Source organism: Stenotrophomonas muris (genome assembly GCF_052751275.1).
Window position 1 is genome coordinate 481968 of the sequence record NZ_CP199879.1, and the last position, 16676, is coordinate 498643.

15 protein-coding genes are annotated in these 16676 nt (G+C 67.2%); 12 read left to right on the forward strand and 3 right to left on the reverse strand.

All coding sequences use genetic code 11. The annotated features are described in order from the left end of the window. Positions 1-72 precede the first annotated feature (72 nt). Together ACUVWL_RS02015 and ACUVWL_RS02020 are read right to left on the reverse strand one after the other, a co-directional pair. Complete coding sequence (locus tag ACUVWL_RS02015) at positions 73-936, reverse strand: pirin family protein (protein WP_005410608.1); 864 nt, start codon at positions 934-936, stop codon at positions 73-75. 582 nt (positions 937-1518) lie between these two features. Beyond that, entirely contained in the window at positions 1519-3582 is a 2064-nt protein-coding gene (locus tag ACUVWL_RS02020) for a 3-hydroxyacyl-CoA dehydrogenase NAD-binding domain-containing protein (protein ID WP_227864523.1), read from the reverse strand. Between the two features lie 235 nt (positions 3583-3817). Between ACUVWL_RS02020 and rpoE the strand changes: the two genes are divergently transcribed. The 9 genes from rpoE to recO all read left to right on the forward strand — a co-directional run bounded on the left by rpoE (position 3818) and on the right by recO (position 12478). Then, on the forward strand, positions 3818-4438 hold the full coding sequence (gene rpoE, locus ACUVWL_RS02025) for an RNA polymerase sigma factor RpoE (RefSeq protein ID WP_014038091.1): 621 nt from the start codon (positions 3818-3820) through the stop codon (positions 4436-4438). Next, the gene (locus ACUVWL_RS02030; protein WP_014648001.1) at positions 4435-5310 is read left to right on the forward strand and encodes a sigma-E factor negative regulatory protein; all 876 of its coding nucleotides are present in this window, start codon (positions 4435-4437) and stop codon (positions 5308-5310) included. The genes rpoE and ACUVWL_RS02030 overlap by 4 nt, the downstream gene beginning before the upstream one ends. Positions 5311-5384: 74 nt before the next feature. Further along, the gene (locus ACUVWL_RS02035) at positions 5385-6917 is read left to right on the forward strand and encodes a DegQ family serine endoprotease (protein WP_014648000.1); all 1533 of its coding nucleotides are present in this window, start codon (positions 5385-5387) and stop codon (positions 6915-6917) included. Between the two features lie 180 nt (positions 6918-7097). Then, positions 7098-8891, forward strand: coding sequence for a translation elongation factor 4 (gene lepA / locus ACUVWL_RS02040; RefSeq protein WP_032958997.1), 1794 nt, complete (start codon positions 7098-7100; stop codon positions 8889-8891). Between the two features lie 55 nt (positions 8892-8946). Then, a complete protein-coding gene (gene lepB / locus ACUVWL_RS02045) occupies positions 8947-9741 on the forward strand; it encodes a signal peptidase I (protein ID WP_014038087.1) in 795 nt (264 codons plus the stop codon). Positions 9742-9793: 52 nt separating this feature from the next. Further along, positions 9794-10177 carry a DUF4845 domain-containing protein gene (locus ACUVWL_RS02050; protein WP_014647998.1) on the forward strand — a complete coding sequence of 128 codons (384 nt, stop codon included), beginning with the start codon at positions 9794-9796 and terminating at the stop codon, positions 10175-10177. After that, positions 10167-10847 carry a ribonuclease III gene (gene rnc, locus ACUVWL_RS02055; RefSeq protein ID WP_046431951.1) on the forward strand — a complete coding sequence of 227 codons (681 nt, stop codon included), beginning with the start codon at positions 10167-10169 and terminating at the stop codon, positions 10845-10847. Before ACUVWL_RS02050 ends, rnc begins: the two co-directional genes overlap by 11 nt. Then, on the forward strand, positions 10844-11740 hold the full coding sequence (gene era, locus ACUVWL_RS02060) for a GTPase Era (protein WP_005410599.1): 897 nt from the start codon (positions 10844-10846) through the stop codon (positions 11738-11740). Before rnc ends, era begins: the two co-directional genes overlap by 4 nt. An 18-nt stretch (positions 11741-11758) precedes the next feature. Then, positions 11759-12478 carry a DNA repair protein RecO gene (gene recO / locus ACUVWL_RS02065; protein WP_014647995.1) on the forward strand — a complete coding sequence of 240 codons (720 nt, stop codon included), beginning with the start codon at positions 11759-11761 and terminating at the stop codon, positions 12476-12478. 519 nt (positions 12479-12997) lie between these two features. Here the strand turns inward: recO and ACUVWL_RS02070 are convergent. Continuing rightward, complete coding sequence (locus tag ACUVWL_RS02070) at positions 12998-13726, reverse strand: response regulator (protein ID WP_014647994.1); 729 nt, start codon at positions 13724-13726, stop codon at positions 12998-13000. A 127-nt stretch (positions 13727-13853) separates the two neighbouring features. On the opposite strand from ACUVWL_RS02070, the gene rlmD reads away from it, so the two are divergent. The 3 genes from rlmD (at position 13854) to ACUVWL_RS02085 (ending at position 16518) form a co-directional block, all read left to right on the forward strand. Then, a complete protein-coding gene (gene rlmD, locus ACUVWL_RS02075) occupies positions 13854-15188 on the forward strand; it encodes a 23S rRNA (uracil(1939)-C(5))-methyltransferase RlmD (RefSeq protein ID WP_445978778.1) in 1335 nt (444 codons plus the stop codon). Positions 15189-15222: 34 nt separating this feature from the next. Further along, positions 15223-15708: a CYTH domain-containing protein gene (locus tag ACUVWL_RS02080; protein WP_042359274.1), complete on the forward strand. Its 486-nt coding sequence runs from the start codon at positions 15223-15225 to the stop codon at positions 15706-15708. Between the two features lie 114 nt (positions 15709-15822). Next, entirely contained in the window at positions 15823-16518 is a 696-nt protein-coding gene (locus ACUVWL_RS02085; RefSeq protein ID WP_227864121.1) for a DsbA family oxidoreductase, read from the forward strand. Positions 16519-16676 lie beyond the last annotated feature (158 nt).

Sequence of the window (16676 nt, forward strand, 5' to 3'; positions counted from 1 at the left end):
TGATCAGCGGGTGACTGTCGCGTCAACGCCGGGTGCAGGGATACACCTTCAGATGTGTGCAACACGCGATGTTCAGTACTGCGGAAGTGGGATGAATTCCTTGTCGTCGCCCGGAATGGTGCCGAAGCGGCCGGCTTCCCAGTCGTGCTTGGCCTGCTCGATGCGCTCCTTCGAGCTCGACACGAAGTTCCACCACAGGTGGCGCGGGCCATCCAGCGGCTCGCCACCGAACAGCATCGCCTTCACCGGCGTCTTCGCGCGCAGGCGGCCTCGTGCACCGGCTTCGGGGATCACCAGGTGCTGCGCGGGAATATCCACGCCATCCAGCTGCGCGTCGCCCTCGAGGATGTACAACGCGCGCTCGCGGTGGCCGTCGTCGATATCGATTTCCGCATCGGGGTCGAGATCGATTGCCACGTTGAGGGTGTCGGCGAACACCTTCACCGGCGATTCCTCGCCGTACGCACGGCCGGCGATCACCCGCAGCCACGCGCCGTTGCGACGCTGCTCGGGCAGGGTGGCAGCGGCATGGTGGTAGAACGCCGGCTCGATCTCTTCATGCGACTTCGGCAGCGCGACCCAGGTCTGCATGCCGTGGATCGGGTTGTCGTGATCGCGGTCCGGCTGCGGCGTGCGCTCGGAATGGGCGATACCGCGGCCGGCGGTCATCCAGTTGACGTCACCGGGACGGATCACCTGATCCGAACCCAGCGTGTCGCGGTGGCCGATCGCGCCCGACCACAGGTAGGTGACGGTGGCCAGGCCGATATGCGGATGCGGGCGCACGTCGATGGCGGTGCCGGGGTGCATGAGTGCCGGGCCCATCTGGTCGACGAACACGAACGAGCCGATGCTGCGCGCCTGCAGGGTGGGGACGGCGCGACGGACTTCGAGGCCGCCGATGTCGTGCACGCGCGGGGCGATGATGGTGGTCATGCGGGCGTTCTCGCTGGCAGGGATCAGGTGGTGAGCATCGCATGCAGCTGTGACGGGCACATGCCCCGTATGGGTAACAGGGTGTTCCAGCCAACGACGCAGCCCCTCGTGGCTGGTTGCTTGGTCGCGTAAAGCAAAAGCCGCGCTTGGCCGGGCGGGTGGGGTGCGCAGGACACGCCGTAAACCCATCCATGGGGGCTCGATGGCGCCATCCATGGCGCCAACGGTCCTGCGCCACCCACCCGCCCGGCCTCTGACAGTTTCCGTGTGCGTCCAGCCACGGAGAAGAGAAAAAAGAAAATCAAAATCAAAATCAAACGCCGGTCGCTTCGCTCGCGTCCACGCGTGTTTCAAGCGTGTCGACCAAGGTCGACACCTACCAGCCATCGCAGTTCAGCAACCGTCACCGGGAAACTGTCTGGGTGGGCGGTGTGGGCTTGCAGGGGAGCGGGGTTTACGGCGTGTCCTGCAAGCCCACACCGCCCCGCCCGCCTAACAGAAAAGCCAGAGCCGGCTGTTGCTCCGGCTCTGGCTTCGGCGGTTGCCTCTGCGGGTGCCGGGCCGCAGGCCCGGCCGATGAACTCAGACCACCGGTTCGCGCAGGACGGGGTTGTCCCAGCCGGGGCGCGGCGCGAAACGGTCGCCATGGCGCTGCTGCAGCGCCTTCAACCGCTCGACGATCGCATCGGCACCGACCGCACGGATGTGCTGGATCGGACCGCCGCGGAACGGTGCGAAACCGGTGCCGAAGATCACGCCGGCATCCAGCAGGTCCGCGTCGGCCACCACGCCCTCGTGCAGGCAGGCCACCGCCTCGTTCAACAGCGGCAGGATCAGGCGGTCCTCCAGATCGGCCGGGGCCTGGTAGTCGCTGGCCACGTCCGGCTTCTTCGGCTTGCCGTGCTCCCAGGTGTAGATGCCCTGGCCATCCTTCTTGCCGCGCTTGTCCGGTTCCACCGTCTGCAGTGCGGCCGGGATCTGCAGGCCCAGGAACGGCGCCAGTTCGCGGCCGACGCCGGCGGCCACGTCCAGGCCGACGGTGTCGATCAGTTCGATCGGGCCCATCGGCATGCCGAACTTCACCGCGGCCTTGTCGATCACCGGGCCCGGAATGCCCTCGGCATACGCGGTGGCCGCTTCCAGCATGTACGGGAACAGCACGCGGTTGACCAGGAAGCCCGGGCTGCCGGCTACCGGCACCGGGAACTTGCCCAGCGCCTTGCAGAACGCGGCCAGGCGGCGCTCGGTCTCCGGCGCCATGCCGTCGTGATGGATGATCTCCACCAACGGCATCTGCGCTACCGGGTTGAAGTAGTGCAGGCCCGCGAACTGCGCCGGGCGCTGGATGTGGTCGCGCAGTTCCACCAGCGGAATCGACGAGGTGTTGGTGGTCAGCAGGGCGTCCTGCTTCATCTTCGGCTCAAGCGTCTGGTACAGCGCACGCTTGGCTTCGGGGTTCTCGATGATTGCCTCGATCACCAGGTCGGCCTCGGCCACGCCGTTGCCTTCCAGGTCGGCACGCAGGCGCGCGGCCACGGCCGGGCGCTTGCTCTCGTCGCGCACCTTCTTGGCGAACAGCGCCTGCGCGCGTTCCATGGCCGGGTCGATGAAGCGCTGCTCGCGGTCCTGCAGGGTCACCTCGAAGCCCTTGTAGGCGGCCCACGCGGCGATGTCGCCGCCCATCACGCCGGCGCCGACCACGTGCACGTGGCGGATGCCGGAATCACCGCCACCGAGGCCCTTCAGGCGTTCGGTCAGGAAGAAGATACGGATCAGGTTGCGCGCGGTCGGAGTACTGGCCAGCTTCACCACGGCACGCCGCTCGGCGTCCAGGCGGGCCTGGATCGGCTTGCCGCCACTGCGCTGCCAGGTGCTGATCAGTGCGTACGGCGCCGGGTACTGGTCCTTCTTCGCCTTGCGGGCGACCTGCTTGACCATCTGCGGTGCCAGCAGCGTGCGTGCCAGCCAGGTGTTGGTGGCCCAAGCCGTGGCGCGCTGCTTGAACGGGCGGGTGGTGCCGGACAGCGCCAGTGCAACGGCCGTGTCGAGCACCACCGCCGGTGCCACCACCTTGTCGACCAGGCCGATGCCACGCGCGGCCGAGGCCGACAGGGTGCGGCCGGTCAGCATCATGTCCATCGCTGCCGGGGCGCCCACCAGGTGCGGCAGGCGGGCGCTGCCACCCCACCCCGGGAAGATGCCCAGCTGGGTTTCCGGCAGGCCGATGCGGGTGCTGCTGTCATTGGAGGCCACGCGATAGCGGCAGGCCAGGGCAAGCTCGGTGCCACCGCCGAGGCAGTGGCCGTGGATGGCCGCCACGGTCGGGCAGGGCAGCTCGGCCAGCTTCTGGTAGGTGGCCTGGCCACGCCGGATCGCGTCGTTGACGGTGCCGCGACGGTCGAATTCCTGGAACTCCTTCAGGTCGGCACCGGCAATGAAGCCGGCCTTCTTCAGCGACTGGATGACTACGCCCTTGGGCGGGTCCAGGGCAATGCGCTCAAGCAGGTCGCCCAGTTCCAGCAGCACGTCCTGCGACATCGCATTGACGCTGCTGTCCTGGCGATCCAGGGAGAGAACCACCACGCCGTCGTCGCGGATCTCGGGGTGCCAGTGGCTGAAGCGGAGACCATCGAAGCCTGAGAGCATGGACGTTCCATCCGGTTGTGTATGGAGAAGCGGCTATGATCCAGAGGTTGTTTCCCCCGCGTCAAATCCCAATAGCAGGGGAGTGGCGCCTCCGGATCCATGGCCGTGGATCGGGACGCTAACCGAATGGTGGTTAAAAGCTGGTGCGGCGCCAGGTGATCGGCGACTGAACTTTTCCCGGGATTGGCAGTCTCATTGCCCGACGTCGGTTGGGCTGACAGGAGTGCGGCCCCTCATGGCCGATGTTGATACACCTCAGGAGCTGGATCTGGAGCTGGTCCGGCGCGTGCAGCACGGCGAGAGTGCCGCGTTCGATGTCCTGGTGCGCAAGTACCAGCATCGGGTCGTGGCCCTGGTCGGTCGCTACATCGCCGACTGGAGCGAATGTCAGGACGTCGCCCAGGACACTTTCATCCGTGCCTACCGCGCGATCGGGAGTTTCCGTGGCGATGCCCAGTTCTCAACCTGGTTGCATCGAATCGCCGTGAATACCGCCAAAAACTACCTGGCTTCACACAATCGTCGTCCGCCGACCGATGACATCGACATCGGTGACGCCGAGCAGTTCGACAGCGGTACCCGCCTGCGGGACACCGACACGCCCGAGCGCGAGTTGATGCGCCAGGAGCTGGAACAGACGGTCATGAAGGCCGTCAACGCGCTGCCGGAGGAACTCCGGTCGGCGATCACCCTGCGCGAGGTGGAAGGCCTGAGCTACGAGGATATCGCGCAGAAGATGGGGTGCCCGATCGGCACCGTGCGTTCCCGGATCTTCCGGGCGCGCGAGGCGATCGACACCGAACTCCGGCCGCTGTTGGACATCGGCAGCGCCACCCGTGAGAAGAGCCGCGTATGACCAGTAATCCGTTCAACGAATCGCAGAACCATCAATCGCCCGCCGGGCAGCGCCTGGACCAGCGCCATCGCGAGCAGCTGTCGGCCCTGGTCGATGGCGAGCTGGGTGCCGATGAAGCGCGCTTCCTGCTGCGCCGGATGGAACACGACCCCGAACTGGCCGGCTGCCAGGAGCGCTGGCAGCTGCTGGGCGACGTGATGCGCGGGCAGGCCCCGGCGTTGGCACCGGCCGGCTTCAGTGCCGCCGTTGCGGCCGCCATTGCGGCAGAGCCGACGCCGCAGGCCGAGCCGCGTCGCCAGGTGCGTCGCAGTGGCTGGCGCGCCTGGGGCGGCGGTGCTGCGCTGGCCGCATCTGTGGCCGCGGTCGCCCTGTTCATCGGCGGCGAGAAATTGAAGGAGGCGACGCCGGGTGAACCGCAGGCGCCGCAGGTGATCGCCAGCCAGGCGGAACTGGCACCGGCCGCGCCCACCCCAGTCACCGAGGCTTCGGTGGACACGGCCGCGGTGGCCGTGGCTGCTGCGCCGGCCGTAGCGATGGCCGCGGCGGGCCGCCGCCAGGACGCCCGCCGTGCCAGCGCTACGCGCAGCCAGCAGGCCGCGCGTGCCGCCCAGCGCGACGACACTTCGCAGCGCGCCATCGCGGCCGTGCAGGCACCGTTGACCCCGACCGTGCCGGCCAACGCCAACCGCAACCTGCCGTTCGGCGAGGTCAGCGGGCTGCAGGCCCGGCCATGGCCGCGCTCCAGCCTGGCGCCCGCCGCTGGCGGCGCGCTCAATGCCAGCTTCCCGGCCCACGCCGGTAGTGCCGCGTTCTATCCGTTCGAGCCGCGCCTGCAGGATGAGCTGCCGGTGCCGCCGCGCCCGCGCGACTGAGCCGGGCGCCTTCACGCCCCGCCGTCGGCGGGGCCCGTATTCCTCTTTCCACCCGACCCGGAGGTTGCCGTCCGATGACTCCCCGACTCCGCACGCAGGCCATTGGCCTGCTGGCCCTGACCCTTCCCCTGGTGGCCTGCGCACAGGCGCCGGCGCCCGTCGCGCAGACCCAGCCCGCGCCAGCCGCGGCCGCGCGGGCACCGGCGCAGCCGCTGGTCAGTGGCCTGCCCGACTTCACCAACCTGGTCGAACAGGTCGGCCCGGGCGTGGTCAACGTCGACACCACCATCGTCCGCAACAACCGCCAGGCCGCGCGCGGCCCGATGGGCGACGATGACATGCCGGAGTTCTTCCGCCGCTTCTTTGGTCCCGACTTCCCGATGCCGGGGCAGGGGCCGGGTGGGCCAGACGGTGGCCCCAGCATCAAGGGCCGTGGCATGGGCTCGGGCTTCATCATCTCGCCCGATGGCTATGTGCTGACCAATTACCACGTGGTGGCCGACGCCAGTGACGTGAAGGTCAAGCTGGGCGACAGCCGTGAGTTCACCGCCAAGGTGGTGGGCAGCGACCAGCAGTACGACGTCGCCCTGCTGAAGATCGACGGGAAGAACCTGCCAACCGTCCGCGTGGGTGACTCCAACAGCCTGAAGCCGGGGCAGTGGGTTGTCGCGATCGGCTCGCCGTTCGGCCTCGACCATTCTGTCACCGCCGGCGTGGTCAGCGCCGTCGGCCGCAGTACGGGTGGCCCCGACCAGCGCTATGTGCCGTTCATCCAGACCGACGTGGCGATCAACCAGGGCAATTCCGGTGGCCCTCTTCTGAACACCCGCGGCGAAGTGGTCGGCATCAACTCGCAGATCTTCTCCGCGTCCGGCGGCTACATGGGCATCAGCTTCGCGATCCCGATCGACCTGGCGATGAGCGCGGTCGAGCAGATCAAGAAGAGCGGCAAGGTCACCCGCGGCCAGCTCGGCGCGGTCGTGGAGCCGATCGATTCGCTGAAGGCGCAGGGCCTGGGCCTGCCGGACAGCCGTGGCGCCCTGGTCAACCAGATCGTGGCCGGCAGTGCGGCCGCCAAGGCCGGCGTGCAGGTGGGCGACGTCATCCGCTCGGTCAACGGCAGCCCGGTCAACAGCTGGTCCGACCTGCCGCCGCTGATCGGTGCGATGGCGCCGGGCAGCAAGGTGAACCTGGTGGTGTACCGCGACGGCAAGCCGCATGACCTCAGTGCCACGTTGACCGCCCTGAGTGAAGACGGGCAGGCCAGTGCCCGCGGGCCGTCGGCCGGCGGTGCCGAGGCGGCGCCGCAGACCGGGGCCAATGCCCTGCTGGGGCTGGACGTGAGCGACCTGAGCGCGGCTCAGCGCAAGCAGTTCGGGCTCAACGGCAACGAAGGCGTGCGCATCACCGGGGTCAAGGGCCAGGCGGCGCGTGATGCCGGCCTGTCGCCGGGCATGGTGATCCTGCAGGTCGGCCGCGTCGCGGTCGGCAGTGTGGATGCCCTGAACCGGGCGCTGTCCAGCTTCAAGAAGGACGACGTGGTCATGCTGCTGGTCCGCACGGCCAACGGCAACAGCGCCTTCGTGGCGGTCAAGGCCGGCCAGTAGGGCCTGCCGGGGCCGCTCCGGCGGCCCCTGGGCCTCCCCCGAAGCCCCGCCCCGGCGGGGTTTCGGTCGTTCCGGGCCGGTGCCCGGCAGCCGGTTTTAGCGGCCGGGCGCTGGGCGTGCGATAATCGACCGTTACCCTGACGACGCCGCGCGCCGCCGCCACCTATGTCTTCTGATTCGATGCGGAACATCCGCAACTTCTCCATCATCGCCCATGTCGACCACGGCAAGTCCACGCTGGCCGACCGCATCATCCAGCTCTGCGGTGGCCTGCAGGCCCGCGAGATGGAAGCGCAGGTGCTCGATTCCAATCCGATCGAGCGCGAGCGTGGCATCACGATCAAGGCGCAGTCGGTGTCACTGCCGTACCTGGCCAAGGACGGGCAGACCTACCACCTGAACTTCATCGACACCCCCGGCCACGTCGACTTCTCCTATGAAGTCAGCCGCTCGCTGGCCGCCTGCGAAGGCGCGCTGCTGGTGGTTGATGCGGCGCAGGGCGTGGAAGCCCAGTCGGTGGCCAACTGCTACACCGCCGTGGAGCAGGGCCTGGAAGTGGTGCCGGTGATCAACAAGATCGACCTGCCCACCGCCGACATCGAGCGCGCCAAGGCCGAGATCGAGGCCGTGATCGGCATCGATGCCTCCGACGCCGTGCCGGTCAGTGCCAAGACCGGCCTCAACGTGCAGGACGTGCTGGAAGCGATCGTGCACCGCATCCCGCCGCCGGCGCCGCGCGACACCGACAAGCTGCAGGCGCTGATCATCGACTCGTGGTTCGACAACTACCTCGGCGTGGTGTCACTGGTGCGCGTGATGCAGGGCGAGATCAAGGCCGGTGACAAGCTGCAGGTGATGTCGACCGGCCGCAACCACCAGGTCGACAACGTCGGCGTGTTCACGCCGAAGCGCAAGGTGCTGCCGGCGCTGCGTGCCGGTGAAGTGGGCTGGGTCACCGCCAGCATCAAGGACGTGCATGGTGCGCCGGTCGGCGACACCCTCACCCTGGCCGGCGACCCGGCGCCGAAGCCGCTGCCGGGCTTCCAGGAAATGCAGCCGCGCGTGTTCGCCGGCCTGTTCCCGGTCGATGCCGAAGACTACCCGGACCTGCGCGAAGCGCTGGACAAGCTGCGCCTGAACGATGCCGCGCTGCGTTTCGAGCCGGAAAGCTCCGAAGCGATGGGCTTCGGCTTCCGCTGCGGCTTCCTGGGCATGCTGCACATGGAAATCGTGCAGGAGCGCCTGGAGCGCGAATACAACCTGGACCTGATCAGCACCGCGCCGACGGTGGTGTATGAGGTCCTGAAGACCGATGGCTCGATCATCAACATGGACAACCCGGCCAAGCTGCCGGCGGTGAACCAGGTCGAGGAAATCCGCGAACCGATCATCCGCGCCAACGTGCTCACCCCCGAGGAGTACATCGGCAACATCATCAAGCTGTGCGAAGAAAAGCGCGGCAGCCAGATCGGCATCAACTACCTGGGCAGCCAGGTGCAGATCAGCTACGAGCTGCCGATGGCCGAGGTGGTGCTGGACTTCTTCGACAAGCTGAAGTCGGTCAGCCGCGGCTATGCCTCGCTCGATTACCACTTCGTGCGCTTCGACGCAGGCCCGTTCGTGCGCGTGGACGTGCTGATCAATGGTGACAAGGTCGATGCGCTGTCGTTGATCGTGCACCGCAGCCACGCTGACCGACGTGGCCGCGAGCTGTGCGAGAAGATGAAGGACCTGATCCCGCGCCAGATGTTCGACGTGGCCATCCAGGCCGCCGTCGGCTCGCAGATCATCGCCCGCACCACGGTCAAGGCCATGCGCAAGAACGTGCTGGCCAAGTGCTATGGTGGCGACGTTTCGCGCAAGAAGAAGCTTCTGGAAAAGCAGAAGGAAGGCAAGAAGCGCATGAAGCAGGTCGGACGCGTGGAGATTCCGCAGGAAGCGTTCCTGGCCGTCCTGCAGATGGACAACAAGTAAGGCCCGCACCGGCCCTGCGGGGCCGGTCGTCTGGTGACGTTGCAAAGGACCCTGAATGAAACTGTTTGAGATCCTCCTGGTCGTGCTGACCCTGGCCTCGGGCCTGATCCTGCTCGCGGACAAGCTGTACCTCGCCAAGCGTCGCGCCCAGCGCGCGGGCCTGCTCGACTCCGAGCCGGTGCTGGTGGATTACTCGCGTGCGTTCTTCCCGGTGCTGGCGATCGTGCTGATCGTGCGCAGTTTCATCGCCGAGCCGTACAAGATCCCGTCCAGCTCGATGATGCCGAACCTGCTGATCGGCGACTTCATCCTGGTCAACAAGTTCTCCTACGGCCTGCGCCTGCCGATCAGCAACACCAAGATCGTGCCGTTTGGCGAGCCGTCGCGCGGCGACGTGGTGGTGTTCCACTTCCCCGGCCACAGCGACAACGATCCGGCCAAGGGTGAGAACTTCATCAAGCGCGTCATCGGCGTGCCGGGCGACACCGTGGTCTTCGAAGGCGACGGCGTGATCCTCAACGGCGAACCGCTGAAGTACGACAACAAGGGCATCTATGCAGGCCACAAGGGCCAGGGCGAGGGTGCCAACCTGCTGGTCGAACACCTGCCGGGTCGAACCCACACCGTGCTGGAGACCGACTATCCGCGTGGCCAGGGCCAGTGGACCGTGCCGGCCGGCAAGTACCTTGTCATGGGCGACAACCGTGACAACAGCGACGATGGCCGTTTCTGGGGCCTGCTGCCGGAAGAAAACCTGCGCGGCAAGGCCTTCCTGATCTGGCTGAACTGCCAGGGCTGGTTCTGCAAGGATGGCTTCGAGCCGTCGCGGATCGGCTCGAGCATCAACTGATCGGGCATCAACCGAGTATTTTCACATCCAACGCGTATCTGGGGAGAACGCAATGAAGACGATGAACACGCAGCGTGGCATGACCCTGACCTCGTTCCTGGCGGTCCTGATCGTGGTCGGTTTCTTCCTTTACATCGGCATGAAGCTGTTCCCGATGTACCAGGAGTATTACGCGGTGCGCTCGGCGATGAAGAGCCTGGCCAACGAGCCGGGTGTGGGCAGCATGGAACCGGCCCGGATCCAGGATCTGTTCTTCAAGCGGCTGTACATCAACTACTCGGAAAACGTGAAGCCGGCCAACGTGAAGTTCGACCGCCGCGACAATGGCTGGACCCTCAAGGTCAACTACGAAGTGCGCCGTCCGCTGGTCGGCAACCTGGACGTGGTTGGCAAATTCGATTCATCCCAGGACCTGACCCGAAGCGGTGCCGAATAAACCTTTCCAACGTGGTGACCTGATCGGTCATCCCTTCCGCGACCCGGCGCTGCTGAAGCAGGCGCTGACTCATCGCAGTGCCGGTGCGCCACACAACGAGCGCCTGGAGTTCCTGGGCGACAGCATCGTCAACATGATGGCGGCCGAGGCGTTGTACCAGCGCTGGCCCAAGGCTGACGAAGGCGCGATGACCCGTGCCCGCGCCGAGCTGGTGCGTGAAGGCGCGCTGGCGGTGATCGGGCGCACCCTGGAACTGGGCGATCGACTGATCCTGGGTCCGGGCGAAATGAAGTCCGGCGGCCACCGTCGTGATTCGATCCTGGCCGACGCGGTGGAAGCCGTGGTGGCTGCGATCTACCTGGATGCCGGCTTCGAGGCCTGCCGGGCGGTGGTACTGCCCTGGTTCAGCGCTTCGATCGAGGCACTGCCGGCCTCCGGCCGGCCCGAGAAGGACCCCAAGACCCGCCTGCAGGAATGGCTGCAGGCCCGACAGAAGGCGTTGCCGCAGTATGAACTGGTGTCAGAATCCGGTGACGACCACGCCAAGCACTTCCGGGTACGCTGCAACGTAGCCGACCCGGCCGCCAGCACCGAGGGCGAAGGCGCCTCGCGGCGGCTTGCCGAACAACAGGCGGCTGCGGCCGTCCTAGAACAACTGGATTCCAAGTGAGCGAACAAACTCCCCATCATTGCGGCAGCGTGGCCGTCATCGGCCGCCCGAACGTGGGCAAGTCGACCCTGACCAATGCCCTGGTCGGCGCCAAGGTCAGCATCGTCTCCAACCGTCCGCAGACCACGCGCCATCGCCTGCTGGGCATCGCCACCTATCCGGAAGGCCAGCTGGTCCTGGTCGACACCCCCGGCCTGCACAAGGTGCAGAAGCGGGCGATGAACCGGGTGATGAACCGCGCCGCGCGTGGCTCGCTGGAAGGCGTCGATGCCGGCCTGCTGGTGATCGAAGCCGGTCGCTGGGATGAAGAGGACAGCCTGGCGTTCAACGTGCTGCGCGACGCCGGCATCCCGGTGGTGCTGGTGGTCAACAAGATCGATCGCCTGAAGGAAAAGGGCGCGCTGCTGCCGTTCCTGCAGCAGGTGACCGAAGGTCGTGATTTCGCCGCCGTGCACCCGATCTCGGCGCAGAAGCGCAACGGCCTGGAAGCGCTGGTGCGCGACGTGCTGAAGCTGCTGCCGGAAGCCCCGCCGATGTTCGGCGAGGACGAGATCACCGATCGCAGCCAGCGTTTCCTGGCCGGTGAACTGGTGCGCGAGCAGTTGATGCGCCAGCTCGGCGAGGAACTGCCGTACGCAACCACCGTCGAGATCGAGCGCTTCACCGAGGATGGCAACCTGCTGCGCATCGGTGCGGTGATCTGGGTCGAGCGCGAGGGCCAGAAGGCCATCGTGATCGGCAAGGGCGGCGCCCGCCTGAAGGAGATCGGCGCCAAGTCCCGCCTGCAGATGGAGCGTCTGTTCGGGGCCAAGGTGTTCCTGGAAACCTGGGTGCGCGTGCGTGAAGGCTGGTCCGACGACGAGGCCGCGCTGAAGGCCTTCGGCTACGAATAAGCCGCGACGGTCGCTTCGATGATGATCGAGGACGACACCGGCTTCGTGCTGCACGCACGGGCCTACCGCGAGACCAGCCTGCTGGTCGAAGTGTTGAGCGCGCAGCATGGCCGTATCGGCCTGCTGGCGCGTGGCGTGTCCACCGCCAAGGGCCAGGTGCTGCGCGCCGCCCTGCAGCCGTTGCAGTGGATCCGCTTCAGTGCCCAGCAGCGGGGTGAACTGGCCCAGCTGCGGGGTGCCGAGGCGCTGGATGCCGCGCCACGCCTGGTCGGCCAGGCGATGTTGGCCGGCTTCTACCTGAGTGAACTGACCCTGCGCCTGGCCCCGCGCCAGGACCCGCTGCCGGAGCTGTACCTTGCCTACGGTGAGGCACGCGCGCGGCTGGCGGTCGGTGCCGGCCTGGCCTGGACCCTGCGCCGTTTCGAGCGCGAACTGCTGTCCGCGCTGGGCCTGGGTTTCGAGCTGGACAGTGCCAGTGATGGCCAGCCGATCGACCCGGCGGCGCGCTACGAGCTGGACCCGCAGGAAGGGGCGCAGCGCCTGCTGAGCGAGCGTGGCGGGGAGCGCCGGGCGGCGGCCACTGGCTCGGCGCTGCTGGCCCTTGCGGCCGACGAAGAACCGGATGCCGCCGATCTGGCCAGCCTGCGCCTGCCGATGCGGCGGGTGCTGGCCCATCACCTGGGCGCGCGCGGGCTGAAGTCCTGGGAAATGCTCGAGCAGCTTGCGCCGCGCAGGTAGGGGGGGGGCGGCAGGGCTTGCAGCCCTGCACCTGCCGAATCAACGTCAACGGCAAAAGCTGGCTATCCGTGGGTAGGCGGGGTGGGTCCGGTTGCGGGAGACGCCGTAAACCCGTCCCTGGGGGCTTGGCCGCGGCATCCATGCCGCGGACACTCCCGCAACCGGACCCACCCCGCCTTCGACAGTGTTCCGCGAACTGTCGGAACGGCGTGGGGTCGGATCCGTTTTCCGCAGGAAAACGGATCCGACCCCAGATTGATTTCGATATCTGACAGAAATTCATCCACGCATGGCGTGGATCTACCCGATCGCGGAAAACTGTAAGAGGTGGGGCGGTATCGGAGGGCGGGGTGTCAGCCGCATGGATGCGGCTGCCAAGCCCCCAAGGACGGGTTTACGGCGTCCCCGCCCTCCGATACCGCACCGCCAACCCACGGAATGCATGCCGTTGCTGTTGCTGTTGCCTTGGCTTGGCTTGAAGCCTCTGCGGGTGCAGGGCGCAGCCTTGCCGAAAAACCCTCAATGCAGCAGGGCAGCTACCGCGGCGCGGAACCCGTCCTGGGCCTGCCCGGACTCGGGTGCATGATGCAGCTGGCGCACCGCCCGGCCCAACCGTGCCGCCCCCACGAAGCCACAGCTCGCCTGCAACCGGTGCAGCTGGCTGCGCAGCTGGCGCTCGTCGTGCTGGTCCACCGCCTGCTCGACCGCGTCGCGCACACCGGGCAACTCGGCCAGGAACAGCTCGCGCAGTGCGATCAGGTGGTTGCGCTGGCCATTGAGCGCGGCCAATGCCGCAGTCTCGTCCCAGTCCTGAACGGCCAGCTCGACCGCGGCCGGGGCCTGTGCCACGAAGATTCCCGCCGGGCTGTTGACCAGCGCACGGCGCACGGCCTTCAGCAGCTGGTCGCGGCCCAGCGGCTTGACCAGGGTGTCGCTGAAACCGGCTTCGCGCAGGCGGGCGTGGATGGAGGTATCGCCGTCGGCCGTATGTGCCAGCGCCGGTGTGTCGGGATGTGAGCGGCGTAGCTCACGCAGCAGTTGCGCGCCATTGCCATCCGGCAGGTTGACGTCGATCAGCCACAGATCATGCGCGCCGGGTTCGGCACTGGCCAGGGCACTGGCCAGCGAATCTGCGGTATCCACATCCGCCGGTAACGTTTCCAACGCCGCCTTGAAAAAACCGCGGCTGATGATGTCGTCCTCGACAAGCAGGAAGCGGGGCCGTGCGGCCCGCGGGGTCATCTGCATCAGGGCTGCCTCCATGTCAGCTGGCCCAATCATCAAGCACGACGGCCACGGGCGCAAGCGGGTCCAGGCCCCGTCGGTCAGGATCTGCGACAATACGCCCCCATTTTTGCCCGCAGCCTGTTGCCACGTGGCCCGATCCCGTTCCCGCACTGACCGTACCCCATTCCAGACCGAGATCCTCGACCTCAGCCATGATGGTCGCGGTGTCGCCCGCCGTGAAGGCGAGGGCGGCAAGGTCACCTTCGTCAGCGGCGCGCTGCCCGGCGAGGTGGTGATGGCTGAGCAGACTGCCCGCAGCCGCCATTTCGACGAGGCGCGCACCCTGGAGGTGCTGCAGGCCTCGCCGCAGCGGGTGACCCCCAAGTGCCCTCATTTCGGCACCTGCGCCGGCTGCGTGCTGCAGCACCTGGACGAAGACCAGCAGATCGTGGCCAAGCAGCGCGTGCTGATGGACAACCTGGAGCGGATCGGCCATGTGAAGCCGGGCACCGTGCTCGCGCCGCTGGTCGGCGAGAGCTGGGGCTACCGCCGCAAGGGCCGCTTCTCGGTGCGCCGGGTCGAAAAGAAGGACAAGACCCTGGTCGGCTTCCGTGAACAGGATCCGCGCTTCGTCGCCGACCTCAGCCAGTGCCTGACCGTGATCCCCGAGATCGGCACCAAGGTCGAGGCGCTGTCCACCTTCATCGAGTCACTCGATGGCAAGCGTGACATCCCGCAGATCGAATTCATCGCCGGTGACCAGGCCGTGGTCCTGACCGTTCGCCATCTGCAGCCGCTCAGCGATGCCGACCGCACGGCCTGGGCGGCTTTCGGCCAGCAGCATGGCTTCGTGATCTACCTGCAGTCCGGCGGCGTGGATACCGTGCAGCCGCTGGACGGGCAGGGTGTGCCGCTGTCGTTCCGTCTGGCGCCGTGGGATGTCGAGCTGGCGTTCCGCCCGCTGGACTTCATCCAGGTCAATGCCAAGCTCAACGAGAAGATGATCGCCCACGCCCTGGACCTGCTGGAACCGGGTGAGGACGAGCGTGTACTGGACCTGTTCTGCGGCCTGGGCAACTTCACCCTGCCGCTGGCGCGCCGCGTGCGCGAGGTGGTTGGCGTGGAAGGCGATGCCGGCCTGGTGGCGCGTGCGCGTGAGAACGCCGAGCGCAACGGCCTGGCCAACGCGCAGTTCTTCAGCGCCGACCTGACCCAGGACCAGCGCAGCACCCCGTGGATGCGCCAGGGCTTTGACAAGCTGCTGCTGGACCCGCCGCGCTCGGGTGCGATCGAAGTGCTGCAGCAGCTGCCGCTGAAGCAGTTCAAGCGCATTGTCTACGTCAGCTGCCACCCGGGCTCGCTGGCGCGCGATGCCGGCTATCTGGTCAACGAACAGGGCTTCACCCTGGTCAGCGCCGGTGCCATGGACATGTTCCCGCATACCGCGCACGTGGAAAGCATCGCGGTGTTCGAGAAGCGCTGACAGGTTGTCATCACCCATCGCGCATAATGGCGCGATGGGCATCGAAATCGAACGCAAATTCCTCGTCAGCAGTGATGGCTGGCGCACCGCCGCGCATCGGGTGATCCCGATGGCGCAGGGCTACATCAACGACATGGGCGCGCTCGACCGCGGCACCCAGAACGCCTCGGTGCGCGTGCGCATCGAAGGCGACCACGCCGCGCTGAACCTGAAGTCGCGCACCATCGGCCATACCCGCCAGGAGTTCGACTACCCGATCCCGGTGGAGGATGCGCGCGCCCTGTTGGCGCTGTGCGTCGGTGGCCTGATCGACAAGCGCCGCCACCTGGTCGAACACGCCGGCCTGACCTGGGAGGTGGACGAGTTCCTCGGCGACAACGCCGGCCTGGTCGTGGCCGAAGTCGAGCTGGACAGCGCCGACCAGGCGATCGACCTGCCGGACTGGGTGGGTGCCGAAGTCACCGACGACGCGCGCTACTACAACGTCGCACTGGCCAGTCACCCCTATTCACAGTGGTGAAGCCCCCAAAAAGGGGACGGAGGGGATTAAGTCGTCTTTACCCCAGCTGTGCTGGAAACGACTTAATCCCCTCCGTCCCCTTTTTTCGAGGGAGGCGGGCCCCATGTGGTGGGGATGAGAATCGACATCTACTCCGACGTGGTCTGCCCTTGGTGCTGGATCGGCAAGCATCGCTTCCAGCAGGGTGTGCAGTTGCTCGGCGCCAATGCGCCTGAACTCGATATCCACTGGCAGCCGTTCCAGCTGGACCCGGACGCGGACGCCACCCCGGTGCCGCTGCGCGAGGCCTATGTGCGCAAGTTCGGTGGCGTCGAGCGCACCGAGCAGATCCTCGGCCAGACCCAGACCACCGCGCGGGCCGAGGGCCTGCCGATGGATTTCAGCCAGGGCCAGGTGCGGGTGACCACGCTGCCGGCCCATCGGGTGTTGTGGCTGGCCGGCCAGCACGGCGTGCAGGATGCGGTCGGCGAAGCACTTTTCCGTGCCCACTTCGAGCATGGCCAGAATCTGGCCGATACTGCAGTGCTGGTGAAGGCCGGCGTGGCTGGCGGCCTGGACGGTGCTGAAATCGCGCAGATGCTGGGCTCCGACCGCGGCCTGGCCGAGGTCGAAGCCGGGCTGGCGCAGGCCCATGCACTGGGCATTTCCTCGGTGCCGACTTTCGTCATCGATGGGAAGTGGGCCATTTCCGGGGCCCAGCCGCCAGAGGCCTTCGCCAACGCCCTTCGCCAGATCGCAGCCGAACAGGGCGCCCCGGCAGCTTCGGCTGACGGCGACGAGGCCTGCGGCCCGGACGGCTGCAAGGTCTGAGCAGATCGGGGTCAGAGCCCCTGCGGGGATCCGACCCCGGGGTCAGATCCCCGCAGGGGCTCTGACCCCACACTCCCCTTCGTCTGACCCCTGCGCCTGTCGGCCGGTTCTGCGACAATGCGGCACTGCGCCATGCGGGCGCGCGTTGTGGAGATCGA

Bases quoted from the DNA above. Each gene is read 5' to 3' on its own strand.
- ACUVWL_RS02015 (WP_005410608.1), bottom strand. From the start codon at position 936: ATGACCACCATCATCGCCCCGCGCGTGCACGACATCGGCGGCCTCGAA.
- ACUVWL_RS02020 (WP_227864523.1), bottom strand. From the start codon at position 3,582: ATGCTCTCAGGCTTCGATGGTCTCCGCTTCAGCCACTGGCACCCCGAG.
- rpoE (WP_014038091.1), top strand. From the start codon at position 3,818: ATGGCCGATGTTGATACACCTCAGGAGCTGGATCTGGAGCTGGTCCGG.
- ACUVWL_RS02030 (WP_014648001.1), top strand. From the start codon at position 4,435: ATGACCAGTAATCCGTTCAACGAATCGCAGAACCATCAATCGCCCGCC.
- ACUVWL_RS02035 (WP_014648000.1), top strand. From the start codon at position 5,385: ATGACTCCCCGACTCCGCACGCAGGCCATTGGCCTGCTGGCCCTGACC.
- lepA (WP_032958997.1), top strand. From the start codon at position 7,098: ATGCGGAACATCCGCAACTTCTCCATCATCGCCCATGTCGACCACGGC.
- lepB (WP_014038087.1), top strand. From the start codon at position 8,947: ATGAAACTGTTTGAGATCCTCCTGGTCGTGCTGACCCTGGCCTCGGGC.
- ACUVWL_RS02050 (WP_014647998.1), top strand. From the start codon at position 9,794: ATGAAGACGATGAACACGCAGCGTGGCATGACCCTGACCTCGTTCCTG.
- recO (WP_014647995.1), top strand. From the start codon at position 11,759: ATGATGATCGAGGACGACACCGGCTTCGTGCTGCACGCACGGGCCTAC.
- ACUVWL_RS02070 (WP_014647994.1), bottom strand. From the start codon at position 13,726: ATGCAGATGACCCCGCGGGCCGCACGGCCCCGCTTCCTGCTTGTCGAG.
- ACUVWL_RS02080 (WP_042359274.1), top strand. From the start codon at position 15,223: ATGGGCATCGAAATCGAACGCAAATTCCTCGTCAGCAGTGATGGCTGG.
- ACUVWL_RS02085 (WP_227864121.1), top strand. From the start codon at position 15,823: ATGAGAATCGACATCTACTCCGACGTGGTCTGCCCTTGGTGCTGGATC.